Source organism: Klebsiella pneumoniae, from assembly GCF_000742135.1.
GTDB lineage: Bacteria > Pseudomonadota > Gammaproteobacteria > Enterobacterales > Enterobacteriaceae > Klebsiella > Klebsiella pneumoniae.
Genome location: NZ_KN046818.1, coordinates 3,656,205 through 3,679,084, shown reverse-complemented (window position 1 = coordinate 3,679,084; position 22,880 = coordinate 3,656,205). Strand labels below are relative to the sequence as shown.

The 22,880-nt window shown below is 60.5% G+C and carries 24 protein-coding genes and 2 tRNA genes; 9 read left to right on the top strand and 17 right to left on the bottom strand.

The genetic code is table 11. The features are described from left to right. Positions 1-48: 48 nt before the first annotated feature. Entirely contained in the window at positions 49-1,197 is a 1,149-nt protein-coding gene (fucO, locus tag DR88_RS08240; protein ID WP_004149581.1) for a lactaldehyde reductase, read from the bottom strand. A 27-nt stretch (positions 1,198-1,224) separates the two neighbouring features. Then, positions 1,225-1,872 (bottom strand): L-fuculose-phosphate aldolase, encoded by a 648-nt coding sequence (gene fucA, locus DR88_RS08245; RefSeq protein ID WP_002915470.1) that lies wholly within the window; start codon positions 1,870-1,872, stop codon positions 1,225-1,227. 566 nt (positions 1,873-2,438) lie between these two features. Here fucA and fucP point away from each other — a divergent pair. The 5 genes from fucP to fucR all read left to right on the top strand — a co-directional run bounded on the left by fucP (position 2,439) and on the right by fucR (position 8,276). Continuing rightward, positions 2,439-3,749 carry an L-fucose:H+ symporter permease gene (gene fucP, locus DR88_RS08250; protein WP_004149584.1) on the top strand — a complete coding sequence of 437 codons (1,311 nt, stop codon included), beginning with the start codon at positions 2,439-2,441 and terminating at the stop codon, positions 3,747-3,749. A gap of 32 nt (positions 3,750-3,781) precedes the next feature. After that, positions 3,782-5,557, top strand: coding sequence for an L-fucose isomerase (gene fucI / locus DR88_RS08255; RefSeq protein ID WP_004149585.1), 1,776 nt, complete (start codon positions 3,782-3,784; stop codon positions 5,555-5,557). A gap of 107 nt (positions 5,558-5,664) precedes the next feature. Continuing rightward, positions 5,665-7,083: an L-fuculokinase gene (fucK, locus tag DR88_RS08260; RefSeq protein ID WP_004149586.1), complete on the top strand. Its 1,419-nt coding sequence runs from the start codon at positions 5,665-5,667 to the stop codon at positions 7,081-7,083. Between the two features lies 1 nt (position 7,084). Further along, complete coding sequence (fucU, locus tag DR88_RS08265; protein WP_002915538.1) at positions 7,085-7,507, top strand: L-fucose mutarotase; 423 nt, start codon at positions 7,085-7,087, stop codon at positions 7,505-7,507. 58 nt (positions 7,508-7,565) lie between these two features. After that, positions 7,566-8,276, top strand: a complete 711-nt coding sequence (gene fucR, locus DR88_RS08270; protein ID WP_004142883.1) for an L-fucose operon activator — start codon at positions 7,566-7,568, stop codon at positions 8,274-8,276. 48 nt (positions 8,277-8,324) lie between these two features. Here the strand turns inward: fucR and rlmM are convergent, their stop codons facing one another. From rlmM to DR88_RS08290, 4 genes are all read right to left on the bottom strand, one after another. Further along, positions 8,325-9,425, bottom strand: a complete 1,101-nt coding sequence (gene rlmM / locus DR88_RS08275; protein WP_004149587.1) for a 23S rRNA (cytidine(2498)-2'-O)-methyltransferase RlmM — start codon at positions 9,423-9,425, stop codon at positions 8,325-8,327. Next, entirely contained in the window at positions 9,418-9,813 is a 396-nt protein-coding gene (locus DR88_RS08280; protein ID WP_002915543.1) for a DUF423 domain-containing protein, read from the bottom strand. The genes rlmM and DR88_RS08280 overlap by 8 nt, the downstream gene beginning before the upstream one ends. A 19-nt stretch (positions 9,814-9,832) precedes the next feature. After that, the gene (gene gcvA / locus DR88_RS08285; protein WP_002915545.1) at positions 9,833-10,750 is read right to left on the bottom strand and encodes a glycine cleavage system transcriptional regulator GcvA; all 918 of its coding nucleotides are present in this window, start codon (positions 10,748-10,750) and stop codon (positions 9,833-9,835) included. A 351-nt stretch (positions 10,751-11,101) separates the two neighbouring features. Then, positions 11,102-11,326, bottom strand: a complete 225-nt coding sequence (locus tag DR88_RS08290; RefSeq protein ID WP_002915549.1) for a YgdI/YgdR family lipoprotein — start codon at positions 11,324-11,326, stop codon at positions 11,102-11,104. A 197-nt stretch (positions 11,327-11,523) separates the two neighbouring features. Between DR88_RS08290 and csdA the strand changes: the two genes are divergently transcribed. Together csdA and csdE are read left to right on the top strand one after the other, a co-directional pair. Next, positions 11,524-12,729 carry a cysteine desulfurase CsdA gene (gene csdA, locus DR88_RS08295; RefSeq protein ID WP_004210612.1) on the top strand — a complete coding sequence of 402 codons (1,206 nt, stop codon included), beginning with the start codon at positions 11,524-11,526 and terminating at the stop codon, positions 12,727-12,729. Continuing rightward, entirely contained in the window at positions 12,729-13,160 is a 432-nt protein-coding gene (csdE, locus tag DR88_RS08300; protein WP_004142894.1) for a cysteine desulfurase sulfur acceptor subunit CsdE, read from the top strand. Before csdA ends, csdE begins: the two co-directional genes overlap by 1 nt. A gap of 42 nt (positions 13,161-13,202) precedes the next feature. Here the strand turns inward: csdE and tcdA are convergent, their stop codons facing one another. Further along, entirely contained in the window at positions 13,203-14,024 is an 822-nt protein-coding gene (gene tcdA / locus DR88_RS08305; RefSeq protein ID WP_002915577.1) for a tRNA cyclic N6-threonylcarbamoyladenosine(37) synthase TcdA, read from the bottom strand. An 87-nt stretch (positions 14,025-14,111) separates the two neighbouring features. Next, positions 14,112-15,209: a murein transglycosylase A gene (gene mltA / locus DR88_RS08310; protein ID WP_002915579.1), complete on the bottom strand. Its 1,098-nt coding sequence runs from the start codon at positions 15,207-15,209 to the stop codon at positions 14,112-14,114. A 210-nt stretch (positions 15,210-15,419) separates the two neighbouring features. On the opposite strand from mltA, the gene DR88_RS08315 reads away from it, so the two are divergent. Next, positions 15,420-15,496 (top strand) — tRNA-Met (locus DR88_RS08315). A gap of 32 nt (positions 15,497-15,528) precedes the next feature. Next, positions 15,529-15,605 (top strand) — tRNA-Met (locus DR88_RS08320). A 95-nt stretch (positions 15,606-15,700) separates the two neighbouring features. Here the strand turns inward: DR88_RS08320 and cobT are convergent. From cobT to cbiK, 9 genes are read right to left on the bottom strand one after another with little or no spacing between them, the layout of a single operon-like run. Beyond that, positions 15,701-16,756, bottom strand: coding sequence for a nicotinate-nucleotide--dimethylbenzimidazole phosphoribosyltransferase (cobT, locus tag DR88_RS08325; RefSeq protein ID WP_004143920.1), 1,056 nt, complete (start codon positions 16,754-16,756; stop codon positions 15,701-15,703). A gap of 43 nt (positions 16,757-16,799) precedes the next feature. Next, a complete protein-coding gene (gene cobU / locus DR88_RS08330; RefSeq protein ID WP_002915611.1) occupies positions 16,800-17,345 on the bottom strand; it encodes a bifunctional adenosylcobinamide kinase/adenosylcobinamide-phosphate guanylyltransferase in 546 nt (181 codons plus the stop codon). Further along, positions 17,339-18,862, bottom strand: a complete 1,524-nt coding sequence (locus tag DR88_RS08335) for a cobyric acid synthase (RefSeq protein WP_004149597.1) — start codon at positions 18,860-18,862, stop codon at positions 17,339-17,341. The genes cobU and DR88_RS08335 overlap by 7 nt, the downstream gene beginning before the upstream one ends. Further along, positions 18,859-19,683: an energy-coupling factor ABC transporter ATP-binding protein gene (locus DR88_RS08340; protein WP_025862240.1), complete on the bottom strand. Its 825-nt coding sequence runs from the start codon at positions 19,681-19,683 to the stop codon at positions 18,859-18,861. The genes DR88_RS08335 and DR88_RS08340 overlap by 4 nt, the downstream gene beginning before the upstream one ends. 8 nt (positions 19,684-19,691) lie before the next feature. After that, complete coding sequence (locus DR88_RS08345) at positions 19,692-20,369, bottom strand: energy-coupling factor ABC transporter transmembrane protein (RefSeq protein WP_004143925.1); 678 nt, start codon at positions 20,367-20,369, stop codon at positions 19,692-19,694. Continuing rightward, positions 20,356-20,637: an energy-coupling factor ABC transporter substrate-binding protein gene (locus DR88_RS08350; RefSeq protein ID WP_002915619.1), complete on the bottom strand. Its 282-nt coding sequence runs from the start codon at positions 20,635-20,637 to the stop codon at positions 20,356-20,358. The genes DR88_RS08345 and DR88_RS08350 overlap by 14 nt, the downstream gene beginning before the upstream one ends. 1 nt (position 20,638) lies before the next feature. After that, positions 20,639-21,376, bottom strand: coding sequence for a cobalt ECF transporter S component CbiM (cbiM, locus tag DR88_RS08355; protein WP_002915621.1), 738 nt, complete (start codon positions 21,374-21,376; stop codon positions 20,639-20,641). Further along, positions 21,376-22,086 carry a cobalt-factor II C(20)-methyltransferase gene (locus DR88_RS08360; protein ID WP_004143927.1) on the bottom strand — a complete coding sequence of 237 codons (711 nt, stop codon included), beginning with the start codon at positions 22,084-22,086 and terminating at the stop codon, positions 21,376-21,378. Before DR88_RS08360 ends, cbiM begins: the two co-directional genes overlap by 1 nt. Beyond that, positions 22,083-22,877 carry a sirohydrochlorin cobaltochelatase gene (cbiK, locus tag DR88_RS08365; RefSeq protein WP_004174588.1) on the bottom strand — a complete coding sequence of 265 codons (795 nt, stop codon included), beginning with the start codon at positions 22,875-22,877 and terminating at the stop codon, positions 22,083-22,085. The genes DR88_RS08360 and cbiK overlap by 4 nt, the downstream gene beginning before the upstream one ends. Positions 22,878-22,880: the final 3 nt, after the last annotated feature.

Below are 22,880 nucleotides of genomic sequence, written 5' to 3'. Positions count from 1 at the left end.
GAGGTGCGCCGGTGCAGGGTAACGGCCTGCTTTACCCGGGCCAGGCACTCACCAGGCCGCCTGATATAACCCGACGATATCCGCCAGGCTCGCCTCGCGCGGGTTGCCGCCGGTACACACATCCGCCAGCGCCGCCTGGGCCAGCGCCGGAATATCCTCTTTCCTGACGCCCACCTCGCGCAGATGGCCGGGAATACCGACATCGCGGTTAAGCTGGCAGACCGCCTCTACTGCCGCCTCGCGCGCGGCGGTCAGGCTTAACGCTTCCACCCTGACGCCCATCGCCCGGGCGATGTCGCGATATTTTTCCCCGGTCGCCTCAGCATTAAAGCGCATCACGTGCGGCAGCAGGATGGCATTCGCCACGCCGTGCGGCGTGTTGTAAAAAGCGCCGAGCGGATGCGCCATACCGTGTACCAGGCCAAGCCCAACGTTGGAAAATCCCATCCCCGCCACATACTGGCCGAGCGCCATAGCTTCCCCCGCGCCGGCGTCGCCGGCAACCGAGCCGCGCAGCGCGCCGGCGATGATCTCGATGGCCTTAAGGTGCAGAGCATCGGTCAAAGCCCAGGCGCCGCGAGTGAGGTACCCTTCGATAGCATGCGTCAGGGCGTCCACGCCGGTAGCCGCCTTCAGCGCCGGCGGCATAGCGTCCATCATATCGGCATCAATAAAGGCCACCTGCGGAATATCGTGCGGGTCGACACAGACGAATTTGCGCCGCTGTTCTTCATCGGTGATGACATAGTTAATCGTCACCTCCGCCGCGGTACCTGCGGTGGTCGGCACCGCGAAGATCGGCACGCTGGGCTGACGGGTGGGCGACAGCCCCTCGAGGCTACGGACATCGGCGAATTCCGGGTTACGCTGAATAATACCGATCGCCTTACAGGTATCCTGCGGCGAACCGCCGCCGATGGCGATCAGGTAATCCGCCCCGCTGCGTTGAAAGGCCTGCAGCCCCTGCTGGACCACGGCGATGGTCGGGTTAGGGATCACGTCGCTGAACATATCCCATGCCAGCCCGGCGGCATCCAGTTTGTCGGTGACTTTCGCCGCCACGCCGCAGCGGGCGAGAGTGCTGTCAGTGACGATCAATGCTTTACGATAACCGCGCCGCACCGCTTCATCGGTTAATGCGTTTATCGCCCCCCGGCCAAACCATGCCGTTTCATTGAGGATCATTCTGTTTGCCATCGTGGCTCTCCTGTTAGCGTTGCGGCATCACTCTTCAATGCGTAATCCGTAGGTTTTGAACTTCTCCAGCACGATGGCGATCGCCTCGTCATCCAGCACCGGGACCGGGTCGGTAATCGCCAGCGTACTGAGGTAGAGCTGGGCCAGGACCTCCACTTCATGCGCCAGCCAGAGCGCTTTCTCCAGGCTGGCCTCGCAGGCGATCAGGCCGTGATGCTGCAGCAGCGTGGCTTTGCGGTGCTTCAGCGCCACCGCGACATGCTCAGACAGTTCGCGGGTGCCGAAGGTGGCATAGGGCGCGCAGGGGATCGAATTCCCGCCGGCCGCGGCGATCATATAGTGGATGGCCGGGATGGGCCGGTTGAGGATCGACACCGCCGTACAATGGACAGCGTGATTGTGGACCACCGCCTGGGCATCGGGTCGCGTCTGGTAGGCCGCCTGATGAAAACGCCATTCGCTGGAGGGCAGTTTTCCCTGCTCATGCTGGCCGTCGGCATCAATAAAGACGATCTTGTCTTCCGTCAGCTTTTCATATGGGATACCGGTAGGGGTGATCAGCATTCCTCCCTGATAGCGCACGCTGACATTGCCGGCGGTCCCCTGATTTAACCCCAGGCGGGTCATTTCCAGGCAGGTATCGATTATCTGCCGGGCCAGTCTGTTTCTTTCCATTGCGTTCCTCTTTTGGTGACTCATCATCCATCAACGGCAGGGCAACAGAAACATCGTCGGCTACCGTGGGATAGGGTGAATAATGGTCTTCATCATCAACCTGAATATTCAAAGGGGAATTTTCATGATTATTTTTTGTGAGCCGCGTCAATTATTCCGCCATGAATAAAGCAACCATGCCCATTACGAGAGAGATTAAAATGCCCGTTCTTAATAATATTTCATCAAGCGGGCATTTTATTTCTTTGTAACATTTGCCCGTTTTCCACGATATATATTCATTCGGTCATTAGCGTTGTGGTTTTGTGAATTTATTTTCTCAAACGGTCAGCGTTTTTGAAAAATTAAAGTGACAATAATCACATAAAATGGCCCACAGTACGTTAAGTGTGACCATCATCATATTAACAGACGGTTTTTATTTGAAAATGAAGCCATGAGTTCCGCCGTGACTTTCATTTCACTCACCGGCGCGTCACCTGAGCTCACTTAATTTTGCGGTCTGCTGCAGCACCAGACTGCGCCCTGAATGCTGTTGTAAATGCTTCTGAACTGATGAGGACGCTATGGGAAACACAACGATACCAACGCAAAGTTACCGCGCCATGGAGAGCGGGCAGAGTAAGAGCTACATTATTCCTTTCGCTCTGCTGTGCTCCCTCTTTTTTCTGTGGGCCGTGGCTAATAATCTGAATGATATTTTATTACCGCAATTTCAACAGGCCTTTACCCTGACTAACTTCCAGGCCGGATTAATTCAATCGGCCTTTTACTTTGGCTATTTTATTATTCCCATCCCCGCCGGGATGTTGATGAAAAAATTCAGCTACAAAGCCGGCATCCTTACGGGTCTGTTTTTATATGCCTGCGGCGCCGCGCTGTTCTGGCCTGCCGCCGAAGTGATGAACTACACTTTATTCCTGATTGGATTATTTATTATCGCTGCCGGGCTTGGCTGTCTGGAAACCGCGGCCAACCCGTTTGTCACCGTCCTCGGTCCGGAAAGCGGCGGTCACTTCCGCCTTAATCTGGCCCAGACCTTTAACTCATTCGGCGCCATTATTGCCGTGGTATTTGGCCAGAGTCTTATTTTGTCTAACGTCCCGCATCAGCCGCAGGAGGTGCTGGATAAAATGACGCCGGAACAGCTCAGCGCCTGGAAGCACAGTCTGGTCCTGTCGGTACAAACCCCCTATATGATTATCGTGGCCATTGTCCTGCTGGTCGCCCTGCTGATCGTCTGCACCCGCTTCCCCTCCCTGCAAAGCGATGACCACAGCGACAGCGCGCAGAGCACTTTTTTCGCCTCGCTGACGCGCCTGATGCGCATCCGCCACTGGCGCTGGGCGGTACTGGCCCAGTTCTGCTACGTCGGCGCGCAAACCGCCTGCTGGAGCTACCTGATTCGCTACGCTATCGAAGAGATCCCGGGCATGACGGCCGGTTTCGCCGCCAACTACCTGACCGCCACCATGGTCTGCTTCTTTATCGGCCGTTTTACCGGCACCTGGCTTATCCGCCGCTTCGCGCCGCAAAACGTGCTCGCTATCTATGCGTTTATCGCCATGCTGCTCTGTTTGCTCTCCGCCTTCAGCGGCGGCCACGTCGGTCTGCTGGCCCTGACCCTGTGCAGCGCCTTTATGTCCATTCAGTACCCGACCATCTTCTCGCTGGGGATTAAGCATCTGGGCCAGGACACCAAATATGGCTCGTCATTTATCGTCATGACCATTATCGGCGGCGGGATCGTTACCCCGGTGATGGGCTTTGTCAGCGACGCCGCCGGCAATATCCCGACCGCCGAACTGGTCCCGGCGCTGTGCTTCGCCATCATCTTTATTTTTGCCCGTTTCCGTTCACAAGCGGCGACGAACTAAACCTGTTATCCGCATAACCTGAGGGATCTGTAATGAAAAAAATCAGCTTACCGAAGATCGGTATTCGTCCGGTAATCGATGGTCGTCGCATGGGGGTCCGCGAGTCGCTGGAAGCGCAAACCATGAACATGGCGAAAGCCACCGCCGCGCTTATCAGCGAGAAACTGCGCCACGCCTGCGGCGCCCGGGTGGAGTGCGTGATTGCCGATACCTGCATCGCCGGCATGGCCGAGTCGGCCGCCTGTGAAGAGAAATTCAGCAGCCAGAACGTCGGCGTCACCATCACCGTCACCCCCTGCTGGTGCTACGGCAGCGAAACCATCGACATGGATCCGCTGCGCCCGAAGGCCATCTGGGGCTTTAACGGCACCGAGCGTCCGGGGGCGGTCTATCTGGCCGCGGCGCTGGCGGCCCATAGCCAGAAAGGGATCCCGGCGTTCTCCATCTACGGACATGACGTGCAGGATGCCGATGACACGTCGATCCCAGCGGATGTCGAAGAAAAGCTGTTGCGCTTCGCTCGCGCCGGCCTGGCTGTCGCCAGTATGAAAGGGAAAAGCTATCTGTCGCTGGGCGGCGTCTCAATGGGCATCGCCGGATCTATCGTCGACCACATCTTTTTTGAGTCCTGGCTCGGCATGAAGGTGCAGGCTGTCGACATGACGGAGCTGCGCCGGCGAATCGATCAAAAAATCTATGATGAAACCGAGCTGGAGATGGCGCTGGCGTGGGCGGATAAACACTTCCGCTACGGCGAAGATCAGAACGCTGAGCAGTATAAGCGCAATGAAACGCAGAGCCGCGCGGTGCTGAAAGAGAGCCTGCTGATGGCGATGTGCATCCGCGACATGATGCAGGGCAACCCGAAGCTCGCAGAAAAAGGGCTGGTGGAGGAGTCGCTGGGTTACAACGCCATCGCCGCCGGTTTCCAGGGGCAGCGCCACTGGACCGATCAATACCCCAATGGCGATACCGCCGAAGCGCTGCTCAACAGCTCTTTTGACTGGAACGGGGTGCGCGAACCGTTTGTCGTCGCTACCGAAAACGACAGCCTCAACGGCGTGGCCATGCTGATGGGCCATCAGCTCACCGGCACCGCCCAGGTGTTTGCCGACGTACGCACCTACTGGTCGCCGGATGCCGTTGAACGGGTCACCGGGCAGCCGCTCACCGGGCGGGCGGAGCACGGCATCATTCACCTGATTAACTCCGGCTCTGCGGCGCTGGACGGCTCCTGCCAGCAGCGCGACGCGCAGGGCAATCCGACGATGAAACCCCACTGGGAGATTGAGCAGAGCGAGGCGGATGCCTGCCTCGCGGCGACCGAATGGTGCCCGGCGATCCACGAATACTTCCGCGGCGGCGGCTTCTCTTCCCGCTTCCTGACCGAAGGCGGCGTGCCGTTCACCATGACCCGGGTGAACATCATCAAAGGTCTGGGGCCGGTGCTGCAAATTGCCGAAGGCTGGAGCGTAGCGCTGCCCAAAGCGATGCACGACCAACTCGACGCCCGCACCAACTCCACCTGGCCCACCACCTGGTTTGCCCCACGCCTGACCGGCAAGGGCCCGTTCAGCGATGTGTACTCGGTGATGGCCAACTGGGGCGCCAACCACGGCGTGCTGACCATCGGCCACGTTGGCGCAGATTTCATTACCCTCGCCGCCATGCTGCGCATTCCGGTCTGCATGCACAACGTGGAAGAGGCGAAAATCTATCGCCCTTCCGCCTGGGCCGCGCACGGCATGGATATCGAGGGCCAGGACTACCGCGCCTGCCAGAACTACGGGCCGCTGTATAAGCGTTAACAGGTTGGTTTCGCCCGGAGGCGCAGGCTTACCTGGCCTACAGACGCGCGCGGTCTGTAGGCCGGATAAGCGCTGCGCCATCCGGCAATGTTGTTTCGGGAGTCACTATGAAGCAAGACGTTATCCTGGTCCTCGACTGCGGCGCCACGAACGTGCGGGCGATGGCCGTGGATCGACAAGGGAACATTATCGCCCGCGCCGCAACGGCGAACGCCAGCGACATCGCGGCGGAAAAAAGCGACTGGCACCAGTGGTCGCTGGAGGCCATTGTGCAGCGCTTTGCCGACTGCTGCCGGCAGATCCATGACCAGCTGGCCTCCTGCACGGTGCGCGGCATTACCGTCACGACCTTTGGCGTCGATGGCGCGTTGGTGGATGAGCAGGGTGCCCTGCTGTATCCGATCATCAGCTGGAAATGCCCGCGCACCGCGGCGGTGATGGAGAAAATCAGCCAGTATATGCCCGCGCGCCAGCTGCAGCGGATAGCCGGCGTCGGCGCGTTTGCGTTCAACACCCTGTATAAGCTGGTGTGGCTGAAAGAGAACCACCCGCAGCTGCTGGCGCAGGCCCATGCCTGGCTGTTTATTTCATCGCTGATCAACCATCGGCTGACCGGGGAGTTCACCACCGACCTCACCATGGCGGGCACCAGCCAGATGCTCGATCTCCGGCAGCGCGATTTCAGCGCGCCGATCCTGCAGGCGACCGGCCTGCCGCGCCGCCTGTTCCCGCGGCTGGTTGAAGCAGGCCAGCCGATCGGCGCCCTGCTGCCGGAGGCCGCTGCGCTGCTGGGCCTCCCCGTCGGGATCCCGGTTATCTCGGCCGGGCATGACACCCAGTTCGCTCTGTTTGGCGCCGGCGCCGGGCAGGATGAGCCGGTGCTCTCCTCCGGGACCTGGGAGATCCTGATGGTACGCAGCGCGCAGGTCGACACCTCGCTGCTCTGTGACTACAGCGGCTCCACCTGCGAGCTGGACAGCCAGCCGGGCCGCTATAACCCGGGGATGCAGTGGCTGGCCTCCGGCGTGCTCGAGTGGGTGCGCAAACTGCTGTGGAGCGCTGACACCCCATGGCAGACGCTGATTGACGAAGCGCAGGCGATCCCGCCCGGCGCCCAGGGCGTCAGGATGCAGTGCGACCTGCTCGCCAGCCAGCACGCCGGCTGGCAGGGCGTCACGCTCAACACCACCCGCGGCCATTTTTACCGCGCCGCGCTGGAGGGGTTAAGCGATCAGCTGGCGCAGCATCTGCAAACCCTGGAAAAAATCGGCGGCTTCAGGGCGAAAGAGCTGCTGCTGGTGGGCGGCGGCAGCCGCAACGCGCTATGGAACCAGATCAAGGCCAACCGACTCGGGATACCGATCAAAGTCCTCGACGATGCCGAAACCACCGTGGCCGGCGCGGCGATGTTTGGCTGGTATGGCGTGGGCGAGTTCTCTTCGCCAGAACAGGCCAGAGCGCAGGTCGCGTACCGCTACCGCTATTTCTGGCCGCAAACTGAACCTGAACTGATAGAGGAAGCCTGAGATGCTCAAAACCATTTCCCCGCTGATATCGCCGGAACTGCTGAAAGTGCTGGCCGAAATGGGCCATGGGGATGAAATCATTTTTTCCGATGCCCATTTCCCGGCGCACAGCATGGGGCCGCAGGTGATCCGCGCCGATGGCCTGCGAGTCAGCGATCTGCTGCAGGCGATTATCCCGCTGTTCGAATTAGACAGCTATGCGCCGCCGGTGGTGATGATGGCCGCCGTCGAAGGCGATGCGCTCGACCCGACGGTGGAACAGCGCTATCGGCAGGCGCTATCGGCGCAGGCCCCCTGCCCGGATATCGTGCGGATTGACCGCTTTGCCTTCTACGACCGGGCGCAAAAAGCCTTTGCGATCGTTATCACAGGAGAGTGCGCTAAGTACGGAAATATCCTTTTAAAAAAAGGAGTCACGCCGTAATCTCATGCCGGAGCGTCTGCCTGATGCAGACGCTCAATCAATGATGGGATGAGAATAAATGAAAGCAGCCCGCCAGCAGGCGATCGTCGATCTCCTGATCACCCACAGCAGCCTGACCACCGAAACGTTGTCAAAACAGCTCAACGTCAGCAGGGAAACTATTCGCCGCGATCTGAGCGAGCTGCAGGCGCAGGGCAAAGTGCTGCGTAACCACGGCCGGGCCAAAGTGATCCACCAGCGCAGCCAGGACAGCGGCGATCCTTTCCACATGCGCCTGAAAAGCCATTACGCGCATAAAGCCGACATCGCCCGCGAAGCGCTGGCCTGGATTGACGAAGGGATGGTGATCGCCCTCGATGCCAGCTCCACCTGCTGGTATCTCGCCCGCCAGCTGCCGGACCGCCCGCTGCACGTCTTTACCAACAGCCAGCCCATCTGCCAGGAGCTGGCCAAACGCGACCAGATCACGCTCACCTGCTCCGGCGGCACTCTGCAGCGGAAATATGGCTGCTACGTGAACCCGGCGCTGATTTCCCAGCTGAAATCGCTGGAGATCGATCTGTTTATTTTTTCCTGCGAAGGCATCGACCCGCAGGGCGCGCTGTGGGACTCCAATGCGTTCAATGCCGACTTCAAATCGATCCTGCTTAAGCGGGCGGCGCAGTCGCTACTGCTGATCGACAAAAGCAAGTTCAACCGCTCCGGCGAGGCGAGGATTGGTCATCTGGATGACGTGACGCATATTGTGTCGGATGCGCCGCAGCCTTAAGGGGAAGGCCGGAGGACGCGCACGCGTCTCCGGCCTGAGGGGGAAGGATTAACGCTCGTCGCGACGTCCGCCGACGGCGGCCCACAGGCGGCGCACGTGAACGGTCACTTCTTCACGATCGTGATACAGCTGACGCGCCTGGATCTGGGCGTTAACGCCGTGCTCGTCCAGCTGGGCCTGAATATAGGCCAGATTCTGCGACACCTCTTCATAGCGCTTTTTCATCGGCAGCTTGAGGTTGAAGATGGTCTCCCGGCACCAGCCGTTGACCAGCCACTGCGCCATCAGCGCCGCCACCTTCGCCGGTTTCTCCACCATATCGCAGACCATCCACGAGATGTTGTTGCGGTTCGGACGATAGCGGAAACCGTCTTCGCGCAGCCAGGACACCTGGCCGGTATCCATCAGGCTCTGGGCCATCGGGCCGTTATCGACCGAAGAGACCCACATGTTGCGCTTCACCAGCTGATAGGTCCAGCCGCCCGGGCAGGCGCCGAGATCGACGGCATACATGCCGTTCGCCAGACGCTCGTCCCACTCGTCCGCCGGAATAAAAACGTGGAACGCCTCTTCCAGCTTGAGGGTGGAACGGCTCGGGGCGTCGGACGGAAACTTCAGCCGCGGAATGCCCATATAGAACGGTGAGTTGTTGTTGCTGTATGAGTAGCCGGTATAGCAGCAGCCGGGGGCGATAAAGAACACATGCACCACCGGTCGCTTTGGCGTTTCATAGTTGGTCAGCACGCCCGCCTCGCGCAGCGCCGCGCGTAACGGCACCGTAAACTTGCGGCAGAACTTCATCAGCTCTTTGCTTTCGTTGGTATCCGCCACTTCCACACGCAGCTCGCCACCCTTCTCCACCACGCCCTGCAGCATGCCGACGATCGGGGTAATGCGATCCTCCGGCGGCAGGTCGCGCAGCAGTTCGCCGACCACAAACATCTGACGGGCAAAAATCAGCGAGCTGAACGGCAGATCGCGCACCAGCTTCTCGCCGTCGTCCTGCTGATAACCTTCAAAAATTACATAGCCAGAGTCTTCTTTGACCCGGGCAAAACCAAACACCTCAAGGCGGGCTGCCTTATCGGTAATTTCTGCTGCGCACTCTTTCTCAAACCCAGGGCGACAATAGAGGACAACCTTATTCATGAACAACGCCCTTACGTTTCAGACGAATTGCACCAATTAACATTAAAACCCAACCGGCGAGGAAGCTTACGCCGCCCACCGGGGTCACGAACGCCCACAGACGTAAATGAGAGAGCGCCAGACAATAGAGGCTGCCGCTGAACAGCACGGTCCCTAACGCCAGAAATACGCTGCTCCAGTAGAACCAGATACTGATCCGACGCTGCATCGCCACCGCCAGACCAAAAATCGCCAGGGTATGGAAGGCCTGGTACTCCAGGCCGGTATGGATCCAGGCCATCTCCGCCGCGCCGAGCGATTGACTTAAGACATGCGCGCCAAAGGCGCCCAGAGCCACAAAGATAAAGCCGCTAATCGCGGCGAATATCAGCATAAAACGGCTGGTCATGTTGTTACCCTACAAGTAATTATTGTTCATAACGAAAGCGGAATTTTTCTTGTTCACTTGCCGCTTTCGCCAGGATCCACTGCCGGAAAGCGGCTATTTTACCCAGTTCTGCCTGACTGTCATGGCAAACAAGGTAAAACGCATTCTTACTGACCAGAACATCATTAAACGGACACACCAGACGACCGGCTTCAATTTCGGACTGCGCCATGACGTTGTTGGCCAGCGCCACGCCCTGCCCGTGAATGGCCGCCTGCAGCACCATCGCGCTATGGCTGAAAATCGGCCCCTGCTGCACATTAATATGGCTTAGACCAAGCTGACGGGTATAAGTTTGCCAGTCGCGGCGGGACGCATCGTGAAGCAGGGTATGTTGCGCCAGATCGGCAGGCGTTTTCAATGCTTTGTCGCCGGTGAGCAAGAGCGGGGAACAGACCGGCAGCAGATACTCGGCGTACAATTTTTCCACACGCAGGCCCGGCCAGTTGCCGCGGCCATAAAAAATCGCCACATCGACATCGTCCGCCAGCTTATCCTCCTGACGGTCCACCGCCTGGATCCTGACGTCGATTCCCGGATAAGCTGAGTTAAAGCTTGTGAGTCTTGGCACCAGCCACTGAATGGCGAAACTTGGCAATAAACTGACCGTTAATGCCCCTTTGGCGCTGCGCGCCTGCAGTTTACGCGTCGCTTCCGTCAGTTGCGAAAAAATCTCTTTAATATCCTGAAAATAGCTCTGCCCTTCTTCCGTTAACAGCAGCGAACGATTGCGCCGACGGAACAGCTTAAGGCCCAGAAAATCCTCGAGAGACTTGATTTGATGGCTGACTGCGGCCTGCGTCACAAAAAGCTCATCGGCTGCCCGAGTGAAGCTGAGATGACGTGCGGCTGCATCAAAAACACGTAATGCATTCAGAGGTGGTAATCGCTTCGACATGGTTATCCTGGCTTAGATGTTAACTCAATTTAACAAATAGGAAACAATGATTAACCTATTAGTTTTTTTTATCTGAGCCATTATAAATTGTCCGTTGAGGTTCTACCAGCAAATACCTATAGTGGCGGCACTTCCTGAGCCGGAACGAGAAGCTTTTTTTGGAATGCGTGTTCCATCAAGCTTTTGGCTTACGGTTGTGATGTTGTGTTGTTGTGTTTGCAATTGGTCTGTTTTTGCAGACCCTGGTAGCAAAGCTACCCCTTTTCACTTCCTGTACATTTACCCTGTCTGTCCATAGTGATTTAATGTAGCACCGCAACGCGCGGTGCTTTTTTTTGCCTTTTTACTGCCTTACTCGTCCAGTTCACCCAGTTGTTTCACGTCAGAGCGATTAATCTGCTGTTTGTTGCCCCACGCGTCTTTATACGAGATCATGCCAGTGTCATTATCGGTTTGCGGTTTCCCGTCGGTAACGATGGTCCGCCCATCATTGGTATGCATCACATAGTTAGAGGAACAGGCGCTCAGGCCTAAAGTCAGCATACAGGCAGAGATAATCGCAGCGGCCTTAGTCATTTTCATTCTTCTCTCCTTACGGCTATTTATACTATTCGTAACTCGTTAAGTAATAGGTTAAAACACAAACCCAACACTTTTCAGCATAACCCTCTTTGACCGACGTGGAGTCACATTCGGACAATTCCACAGGACGCAGAGACCTTGTCATGCCCGGCAAATTGCGCGACGATCGCGGTATTGATACGAGGAATTCCATGAACGCATTCAACCCGGCGCACTTTCGCGCGCAGTTTCCGGCTCTGGCCGATGCCGGCGTCTATCTCGACAGCGCGGCGACAGCGCTCAAACCGCTGGCGGTGATCGACGCCAGCGACCAGTTTTATCGCCTGAGCGCCGGCAATGTCCATCGCAGCCAGTTCGCCGCCGCCCAGCGGCTGACCGAGCGCTACGAGGCGGCCCGCGATCGCGTGGCGGCGTGGCTTAACGCCCCGTCCGGCAAAGATATCGTCTGGACGCGGGGGACCACCGAGGCCATCAATATGGTGGCGCAGAGCTACGTCCGGCCGCGCCTGCAGCCTGGCGATGAAATTATCGTTAGCGAAGCCGAGCATCATGCCAACCTCGTGCCCTGGCTGATGGTGGCCGGGCAGACCGGCGCCAGAGTGGTCAAGCTGCCGCTTGGCGCCGACCGTCTGCCGGATATCGCCAGCCTCAGCGCGCTGATTACCTCGCGCAGCCGGGTGCTGGCCATCGGCCAGATGTCCAACGTCACCGGCGGCTGCCCGGACCTGGCCCAGGCTATCCGCCTTGCCCACGCCGCCGGGATGGTGGTGATGGTTGATGGCGCCCAGGGGGCGGTGCATTTCCCCGCTGACGTGCAGGCGCTGGATATCGATTTTTACGCCTTTTCCGGCCATAAGCTGTATGGCCCGACCGGGATCGGCGCCCTGTACGGCAAAAGCGAGCTGCTGGCAGCGATGTCGCCCTGGCTCGGCGGCGGGAAAATGATCGCCGAGGTCAGCTTTGACGGCTTTACGCCGCAGCCGGCCCCCTATGGCCTCGAGGCCGGTACGCCGAATGTCGCCGGGGTTATCGGCCTCAGCGCCGCGCTGGAGTGGCTGGCGCAGAGCGATATCGGCCAGGCGGAAAACTGGAGCCGCAGTCTGGCGAGCCTGGCGGAAGAGGAACTGGCGAAACGGCCGGGCTTCCGCTCTTTCCGCTGCCAGCAGTCAAGCCTGCTGGCCTTTGAATTTGAGGGTATTCATCACAGCGATCTGGTGACGCTGCTGGCGGAGTCCGGCATTGCCCTGCGCGCCGGACAACACTGCGCCCAGCCGCTGCTGGCTGCCTTAGGGGTCAGCGGCACCCTGCGGGCCTCTTTCGCCCCCTACAATACCCAAGACGATGTTGCGGCGCTGGTCCACGCGGTGGATCGCGCCCTGGAAATTCTGGTGGATTAATGACAACTCTGCACCCCTTCGGCACAACCATTACCGACGCTACGCTGCGCCAGATCTTCGCCCCGCTGAACCAGTGGGAGGATAAATACCGTCAGCTGATTTTATTGGGCAAAAAGCTGCCGACGCTGACCGACGAGCGCAAAGCGCAGGCCCATGAGATTGCCGGCTGTGAGAACCGCGTCTGGCTGGGCTATGAGGAGGACGCCGAGGGCAGGCTGCACTTCTTTGGCGACAGCGAAGGAAGGATTGTGCGCGGTCTGCTGGCGGTACTTTTAACCGCCGTGGAAGGAAAAACCCGCGCCGGGATCCTGGCGCAGGATCCGCTGGCGCTGTTCGACGAGCTGGGGCTGCGCGGCCAGCTCAGCGCCTCGCGCAGCCAGGGCCTCAGCGCCCTGAGCGAGGCGGTGCTCGCCGCCGCCCGCGAAAGGTAATCTCACGATTTCGCTTTCCCGCCGCCGAGCCCGGTGGGCAAACTACTTTCCGGAAGCCGCAGCGTCACGCTGCGCTTTCGCCAGCATCTTCTTCAGGGCATGCGACACCGCGACGAACCCGAAGGTCGCGGTCACCATCGTCGCCGCGCCAAAGCCGGAAGCGCAGTCCATCCGCTTCGGCCCTTCCGCCGTGCTCTTCATTGCGCAGACGCTGCCGTCCGCCTGCGGGTAGACCAGCGCTTCCGTAGAGAAGACGCAGTCTACACCGAGCTTACCTTTGCTGTTTTTCACCACCCCAAACTGGCTTTTCAGCCGCTCGCGCAGTTTGGCCGCCAGCGGATCCTGGATGGTCTTCGCCAGGTCAGCGACCTGGATCTGCGTTGGGTCAATCTGACCACCCGCCCCGCCGGTAGTCACCAGCGGCACCTTGTAGCGGCGACACCAGGCGATAAGCGCCGCTTTCGGCCGGACGCTATCGATGGCGTCGATAACATAGCTAAAGCCGACGCCAAGATATTCCGCCACGTTTTCCGGGGTCACGAAATCATCCACCACCGTCACCCGACACTCCGGGTTGATGAGACGAATACGCTCCGCCATCACCTCCGCTTTCGCCAGCCCGACGTTGCCGCTGAGGGCGTGGATCTGACGATTGGTGTTGGTGACGCAGACATCGTCCATATCGATAAGGGTGATCGCCCCGATGCCGGTCCGCGCCAGCGCTTCCGCCGCCCAGGAGCCGACCCCGCCGATCCCGACCACGCAGACGTGGGCGTCGGCAAAACATTGCAGCGCTTTTTCACCATATAAACGTGCCGTACCGCCAAAACGCTGGCGCCAGGCATCGCTGATTACAACAGACATAGAACCTCAGAACAAAATGACAGCGCCCGGAGGCCGCCGTAAACGGCGTCATCCGGGCGCCCTGGTCAACAGGCATGGCCAGGGGAGTTAGCCGCTAAAAACATTCCCCGCGCCCGGGGCGTTTTTCAGTACCCATACGCGGCCGTAGTGGTTATACCAGCCGGCACGGTGGCCCGCGTCAGGCCCAATGCCCTGATAGATGTCGAAATGCTGACCTTTGATGGCCCCGCCGACGTCGAGGGCGACCATCAGGCGCAGTTCGTACTGGCCGTTAAACTTGCCGTTATTATCCAGCAGAGGCACCTCGGCCAGCAAGGTGGTTCCTGGCGGAATAATCGACCGGTCGGAGGCCACCGAGGCGCGGCCGATCAGCGGCACAGCGCTGGCCCCTTTCACCGGCGCGAAAGACTGCGGTTTAAAGAACACGAACGACGGGTTCTGCTCCAGCAGCTCACGCACTTCCGCTTCGCTGTGCTTCTCACCCCACTCGCGGATCGCCTGCATCGACATATCTTCTTTCTTCACTTCCCCGCGGTCGATCAGCACTTTGCCGATGCTGCGATAGGGCCAGCCGTTTTTCCCGGCATAGCTAAAGAAGTTGAGCGGCGAACCATCGCCAAAGTCGATATAGCCGCTGCCCTGCACGTCCATGATGAAGTTATCCATCAGCGAGTTGCTGTACGCCAGCACATAGTTATCGCTCAGCGCGCCGGCATAGATGCTGGCGCGGGACGGCAGCTTACCGCGTTTCGGCGGCATACGGTAAATGGGGTACTGGAATTCGCCCTGACGGGTGTGGCGCGCCTGCACCACCGGCGTGTAGTAGCCGGTAAACTGGACGTTGCCATAGTTGTCGACGCCCTGCATCTGCCAGGCGTCGATGCCAAACTGGCGCAGCGTACGGGTGTCGCCGCCGGCGCGCAGCCACTCCTGCAGCGCGTTATAGACGTTGCTCTGGCTATTATAGAGGCGTGGCGAGGCGTTACGAATTTGATTAACCTGCTCGGAGAAGTCGCCGGCGTTGATCGGCGCCCCGACGGCATCCGGCTGGTTTACCAGTGAAAACGGCTGGGTGAACTTGCCATCGCTATATTGCTGACCGCGGTCGGTCGGTTTTGAGGAACAGGCGGCGAGCATGGCCAGCATTGCCCCCGTCGCTACATATTTTGCCCAACGTCCTTTCATGGTGTCTCATCTTTTGCTGCGAAGCCTTAGTGCGTGTTGAAGATAACAAAGCGCCGGAGCTATTGAAATGCGCGATCTCATCGATGGCACAGATTTGTGTAAAAAAACACCACAACGTGGCGTTTTATAAGCCAATTCTTACAAAAATGTCGATTTGGTCGAAAAAAGGTTGCATCATCTCGCTAGCGGAGTATAGTGCGCTTCCACGGACGCGGGGTGGAGCAGCCTGGTAGCTCGTCGGGCTCATAACCCGAAGGTCGTCGGTTCAAATCCGGCCCCCGCAACCAATCAAATTTGACAAAGTGAAGCAGTACGGTGACGCGGGGTGGAGCAGCCTGGTAGCTCGTCGGGCTCATAACCCGAAGGTCGTCGGTTCAAATCCGGCCCCCGCAACCAACATTACAAACACCCTCAAGGGTGTTTTTTTGTTTCTGCCGCCGGCAAAACCTCTGCCGAAAACGGGAACGGCCATTGCCGCCCCCATCTCCTGCTTACCCCTTCGGTAACACAATATTGCTTGCCGCCAGCATGCCCATGCGATGGTACATCGCGCAGGCCGCCTCGACGATCGGCATCGCCAGCGCCGCGCCGCTGCCTTCTCCCAGACGCATGCCCATATTGAGATACGGTTCGAGACCCAGGTGCGCCAGCGCGATACGCGCCCCCTTCTCCGCCGAATAATGGGACGGGATCAGATACGGTTTCACCTCCGGCGCTATCTGACACGCCGCCAGCGCCGCCGCGTAGGAGAGAAAGCCATCCAGCACCACCGGCAGCCCACAGGACGCCGCCCCCAGCATGACACCGGTCATCCCCAGCAGATCGAAACCACCGACTTTGCTCAGTACGTCGAGGCCATCATTCGGGTCGGGCTGATTGACGGCGATAGCCCGCCGCACCACCTCCACCTTGTTGCCAACCTTCGCCAGCGGCAGATTGGCGCCAATCCCGACCACCTCCTGCGCATCGCTGCCGGTCAGGACGCTGACGATCGCTGCCGCCGGCGTGGTATTGGCCATCCCCAGTTCGCCGACGCCAAACAGGGTAACGCCCTCCTGGGCCAGCGCGCGGGTGTAGCGCATCACCTCCAGCAACAGCTCCTGCCCCTGCTCACGGCTCATCGCCGGACCGCGGGCAATATTGCCGCAGCCCCGCGCCACCCGCATATTCACCACGCCGGGGAGCGGTTCGCTATCGATACCGACATCAATTACATGCACTTTCGCCCCGGCCTGAGCGGCGAGCACGCAGACGCCGGTGGTGCCGCGGGTCATATTTGCCGCCTGGATGGCGGTGACCGCCTTCGGCGAAATCGCCACCCCTTCGTCCCACACCCCATGGTCGGCGCACATCACCAGCAGGGCCTTTTTCGCCACCTGCGGCTGGCCGCCCAGGCCGGGCATTCCCGCCAGCTGCACCGCCAGCGCCTCCAGACGCCCGAGGCTGCCGGGGGGCTTGAGTAAGCCGTCGATGTGTTGCTGTGCCCGCGCCATGGCGTCGGCGTCCGGCGCGGGGATCGCCCGCAGAACCGTGTTTAAATTTTGCATACAGAATCCCTGCCAGGGCTGGCCCGGTCAGCCAGCGATTGAGTTATTTGATTTTGACGCCGATGCCGGAGACCACCAGCCAGACCGCATCCGCCGCGGCCGCCAGGCGCTGATTGACCCGCCCGGCAATATCGCGAAAATGCCTCGCCAGGCGGTTCTCCGGCACAATGCCCATCCCCACCTCGTTGGTCACCAGCACGACGTGCGCCGGACAGCGCTGACAGGCGGCAATCAGCACGCCAATTTCGTCATCAATAGCCCGTTCCATGGCGGCGTAATCCCAGCCGTCGGGGTCGCTGTCGCCGCCGAGCGCGAACAGCAGGTTGGTGACCATGGTGGTGATGCATTCCAGCAAAATCGCCTCCGCTGGGGCGATAGCCGGGGTGATCAGTTCATCAAGCTGCTGCCAGCGCTCGGCGGTGCGCCAGTGGGCGGGCCTGCCGTCGCGATGATGCTGGATCCTTGCGGCCATCTCGTCGTCAAAGATTTGCGAGGTGGCGATATATAACACCTGCGGCGCATCGGCAATCAGCGCCTCGGCATGGCGACTTTTGCCGCTGCGCGCGCCGCCGGTAACCAGAGTCAGCATAGGGGCTCCTGATGTTGGCGCATGATGGCGTAAATTTTATCGATGGCGATATGTTCGCGCATGGCCTCGGCCAGCCGATCAAACTGCCGGGTTTTATAGCGGGCATACTCCAGGGCGCTGTCCAGCGGCGCCAGCCCTTTGCGCTGGCGCAGGCCGTTGAGCAGCGCCCGGGTAAAGGCATCGCTGTCGAACAGGCCATGGAGATAGGTGCCGAACGCCAGGCCGTCGTCGCTTATCGCCCCGTCGTCCACTGCCTGCCCCGCTTTATGCAGCTGCAGCAGCGGCGGGCAGCCTGCCTCGCGGCGCGTCTCGCCCATATGAATTTCGTAGCCACTGACGCGCAGCCCCGCCGCGTCGGCTAACCAATCCGGGAGCGCAGACCCCAGGGTCGCCTGCACCTGGGTGGTGGTTTTGTGCTGGGCGAAATGGGTCACGGTCTTTAGCACCCCCAGCCCGGGCTGGGCGCCAAGGCCAGACTCCACCTCATCGATAATGGTTTCGCCCAGCATCTGATAGCCGCCGCAGATCCCCAGCAGCGGCACCTTGCGCTGCCGGGCCTGCTCGACCGCGTGCGCCATGCCGCTCTCGCGCAGCCAGCACAGATCGCCGAGGGTATTTTTACTGCCCGGGAGAATGACCAGATCGGCGTCGGCCAGCGCCTGCGGATCGCGGACATAGCGCACCCGGACGTCTGGCTGCGCCGCCAGGGCGTTAAAGTCGGTAAAATTGGCGATATGCGGCAGGTGAACCACGGCGATGTCGATATCGCGCCGGTCGGTGCGATGGTATTTCCCGGCCTGCAGCGCGACGCCGTCCTCATCCTCAAGATCCACGTCAAGCCATGGCATAACGCCCAGCACCGGCACCCCGGTCAACGCCTCGATTTGCTCTATCCCGGAGCGCAGGAGCGCCACATCGCCGCGGAATTTATTGATGATCACCCCTTTCACCCGCGCCCGCTCCTGAGGCTGCAGCAGCGCCAGCGTGCCGTAAATCGCGGCAAACACCCCGCCGCGGTCGATATCGGCCACCAGGATCACCGGGCATTGCGCCATCTCGGCCATGCCCATATTGACGATATCGCGGTCGCGCAGGTTAATCTCCGCCGGACTGCCGGCGCCTTCCAGCACCAGCGCCTCATACTCTCCGGCCAGGCTCTGGTAGACCGCGAGGATCTGCTCGCGCAGGCGCGGCTTGTACTGGTGATAGCTCACCGCGTCCATGCTGGTCGCCACCTGCCCCATCAGGACCACCTGCGCCTGACGGTCGCTGGTGGGCTTGAGCAAAACCGGATTCATGCGGACATCCGGCGCAATCCCGGCCGCTTCGGCCTGGAAAATCTGCGCCCGGCCCATCTCTTTGCCATCCGGCGTAATGCCGGAGTTCAGCGCCATATTCTGTGATTTAAACGGCGCGGTACGCAGCCCATCCTGATGAAAAATGCGGCACAGTCCCGCCACCAGTACGCTTTTCCCCACGTCGGAAGCCGTGCCCTGCAACATCACTGCCAGCGTCATGACGCCTCCTTTATCGCGCCTATCGCGTTGTTGTGCATCCGCTGAAAAAACTCCGCCTCGGTTTTACACAGCGGCAGCCCCAGTTCGCTATGAAGTTTCACCAGCCACGGCTGCGTCAATCCCGCCCTGTCCATCGTCTCCGCGCAGGCAAATACCTCGCCGGGATCCCCCGCGGCCAGCACTTCGCCGTGACGCAGCACGTAAACGGCGTCGCTCACCTCATAGATCAGATCGATATCGTGGCTGGAGATCACCACCCGCCGCCCCTGCCCGACAATGCGGCGGATGATGGCGATCATCTGCGCCCGCCCGCGTGGATCGAGGCCCGCGGTGGGCTCGTCAAGCAGCAGGTAGCGAGCCTGCAGCACCAGCGCCCCGGCGATCGCCACCCGTTTTTTCTGCCCATGGCTGAGGCACTGGATCGGCTGCTGGCGAAACCCCAGGGCATCGACGAGGGTCAACGCCTCATCCAGCCGGCGGGCGATCTCCTCTTCCGCCACCCCGAGGTTACGCAGACTAAAAGCGATATCGCTGTCGATATCGGTATAGAATATTTGCTGGTCCGGATCCTGAAACACCGTCGCCACCTGCTGGCGCAGCGCCAGCAGACCGCGCTTGCTGTAATTCAGCGCCTCTCCCTGCCACAGCACCGCCCCCTGCTGCGGGCGCAGCAGGCCGCTCAGGTTCATAAACAGCGTCGACTTTCCGCAGCCGTTGGCCCCCACCAGGCCGGTCACCGCATGGCGGGAAAAATCCAGCGTCAGCCCTTTAAGTACCGGCTCATCCTGATAGCGAAACCAGAGATCGGTTGTGGCAAGCATACTTATCCTTAGAGGTGAAAATCACCCTGGTACAATTTGATATCCAGCGCCGTGCTCATCTGCTGATAGCGCAGGAGGACGCGGGTGAACAGCAGTCCCACCAGCATCGCCAGCGAGCGATAGCCCTGCGGCACGCTACCATAGCCAAAACGCAGGGTTTGCGCGCGGTGAATCGCCATCGCCTCGTCTAACAGAATAAAAATGAAGCGCCAGGTCAGCAGGATCTGCTCCGTCAACAGCCGCGGTACGCGACCGCGCTTGAGTAAAATAATCAACTGCGGGAAAGGCAGATTAAGCACCAGCCAGAGCGTCGCCGCCATCGCCGCCAGGCTGCGCCAGAAGGTCTCCCCGGCCACGGCCAGCCCCGGGGCGGAAATCCCTATCGAGAAAGCGCCCAGTCGGATGCTGGCTAACAGCATCTGCGGGTCGCGGCTGACGCTGAACACAATGGTCAGCACGCCGACCAGCAAAAAGCCAAAGGGTAGCGCCATCCAGCGGCACCAGCGCCAGAATGAGACCCGCAGCAGCCAGCAGGTCAGCGCGGCGGTCAGCGCCAGCGTCAGCGCCTGGCCCCACGCCGGCAGCGTAAAGGCCAGCGCCATCAGCAGTAGCCAGAGCAGAAACTTACGCTCTGGCGCCACCTGCAACCAGCGGCTCTGGTAGCTGAGTCGGTCAAACCCGGTCATCACGGCGCTGTCTGCCCCTCGCATATCCGAGAATGTAAAAAATCACCGCCGCGCCCAGCGAGCCCTGCAGGGTAAACAGCAGGCTCTCAATCTCGCCGCTCGCCGGTTCATATAGCGGCTGGAACCAGGGTTGATAATCCGGCGCCACCACCTGGATCTGGCTCTCCGCTTCGCCGTCCGAGCCGCCAAACTCGCCGCCGTGGTTAATAAAAAATGGCAGGATCATCAGGGCGGCCACCATCGCCAACAGGATCAGGGTCTTTTTCATATTAATGTGCCTCCGCGGCGATCAGTCGCCGTTTGGTTAGCTGATCGTAGATCATCACGGTGAGCAAGCCTTCCGCGATGGCGATCGGGATCTGCGTCAGGCAGAAGATGCCCATAAACTTGGCGATCGATCCGCCTGCCCCGGTTGCCGGATCGGGAAAGGCCACCCCGAGCTGGACGGAGGTGACAAAGTAGGTCATCAGATCCGCCAGCATGGCGCAGAGAAAGACCCCGACATCGCGACGGATCCCCGCCCGACAGGCCAGCTTCCACACCAGATAGCCGACCATCGGGCCGATTACCGCCATCGACATCCCGTTGGCGCCAAGGGTGGTCAGGCCGCCATGCGCCAGCAGCAGCGCCTGGAACAGCAGAACGATCGCCCCCAGCACCGCCACCACGCCCGGCCCGAAGAGGATCACCGCCAGACCGACGCCGGTCGGATGCGAGCAGCTGCCGGTCACCGACGGGATCTTCAGCGCCGAAAGAACAAAAATAAACGCCCCGCAGAGGGCCAGCAGCACCTTCTGATTGCTCTCTTCCTGGACGATACGCCGCAGGCGCACCAGGCCGTACCACAGGCAGGGTAAAAACAGCAGCCACCACGCCAGCGCCCACATCGGCGGCAAAAAGCCCTCCATGATATGCATGGCGAACGCCTCCTGCGGGACGATGATCAGCAGAACAGCGGCCGCCAGCCCCCCATACGAAAGCTGCTTCAGCGATTTCACCTGATTCATTACGCCTCCTCCCACTGTTTGTTAACCAGGATGGTCGAGAAATAGGGCAGCGGCTGGTCATCGCTGACCTCGCGCAGACGGCGCCAGCACTGCTCGCCCGGCAGGGTGGCCTCTGACATCATCAGCGCCGCATCCAGCAGCCCCGCCTGCGCCAGCAGCGCCTTAATGCGGGCGAAGCGGCCGTAGACTTTCATCAGTACCAGACTGTCATGCTGGCGCAGCGCCGCGGCAATGTCCGCTTCCGGCGCGGTGCAGGAGATCACCGCCAGCGACTGCTGCTCCATGGCCAGCGGGGTTTTCGCCCGCGCGGCAATGGCGGCGAAGGAGGTAACGCCAGGGACAATCTCCAGCCAGTCCGGGCAGCCAATCCGCTGCAGCAGAAAGACCCAGGTGCTGAACAACATGGCGTCGCCGAGGGTGATAAACCCGACCTGCCTGCCCGCCGCCACCTCCTGGGCCAGCGCCGCGGCAACGTCGTTCCACACCGCCTCTTTTTCCGCGCTGTCGGCGCTCATCGGAAAATGGCAGCAGCGGACCTCCGTGTGTGCGCCCAGGTACTCGCGTACGATGGAGAGCGCCAGGCTGTCGCCGCCTTTGCGGCCGGCTGGCGCATACAGCACATCCAGCTGGCCGAGGATCCGCGCCGCACGCACGGTGATCAGATCGGCCGCCCCCGGCCCGCTGCTCAGGGCGTATAGTTTGCCGCTCATGCTGCTTTCTCCATCGTGTCGTTCAGCGCCTGCTGCAGATGGGCGACAAACATCGCCCGCACCGCCGGATTCTCCCCTAATCCGTTAAGCCACGGCGTGGCGGGGATACCGGCGGCATTGAAGCGGGTTTTCCACGAATCGTCTTCGTCGGAGGCCATATCATTAATGGCATGATCGCCGGCCACCAGCATCAGCGGCATCAGATGCACGCCGGTCACGCCCTGGCGGGAGAGTTCGTTAATGACGATGTCCACTTCGGGATAGCTTTCCACCGCCCCCACCCGCGCCGGAAAACCCTGCACCGCCATCATATGATCCAGACAGGCGTAGGCCGCGAAGGCGTGGTGGCTGGCGCCGTGCCCCATAAACACCACTCGCTCCGTCGCCGCCAGCGGCGGCATCTGCTGGCGCAGGGCCTGCATCAGCTGCACATAATCGCCATGACCGCTCAACAGCGGCGCGCCCAGCGTCAGACGCTGAAAGCGCGGGCGCATACTCTGCACTTCGCGAACGATCTTCTCGTACTCGTCGCCGTTGATAATGTGCAGGGACTGGATAGCCACATCCTGGTATCCCTGCTCGGCCAGCTTTTGCAGAGCCTGCAGCGGAGTATCGATATGAATACCATCGCGCTGCTGCAGTTTGCGAATAATCATCCCCGAGGTGAAGGCGCGGAACAGCGTGCGGTCCGGGCAGCTGGCGGCCAGATCGCGCTCGCAGGCGGCGATGTTCTTTTCGCGGGTGTCGTGATAGCTGGTGCCAAAGCTCACCACCAGAAGTGCTTTTTTCATATC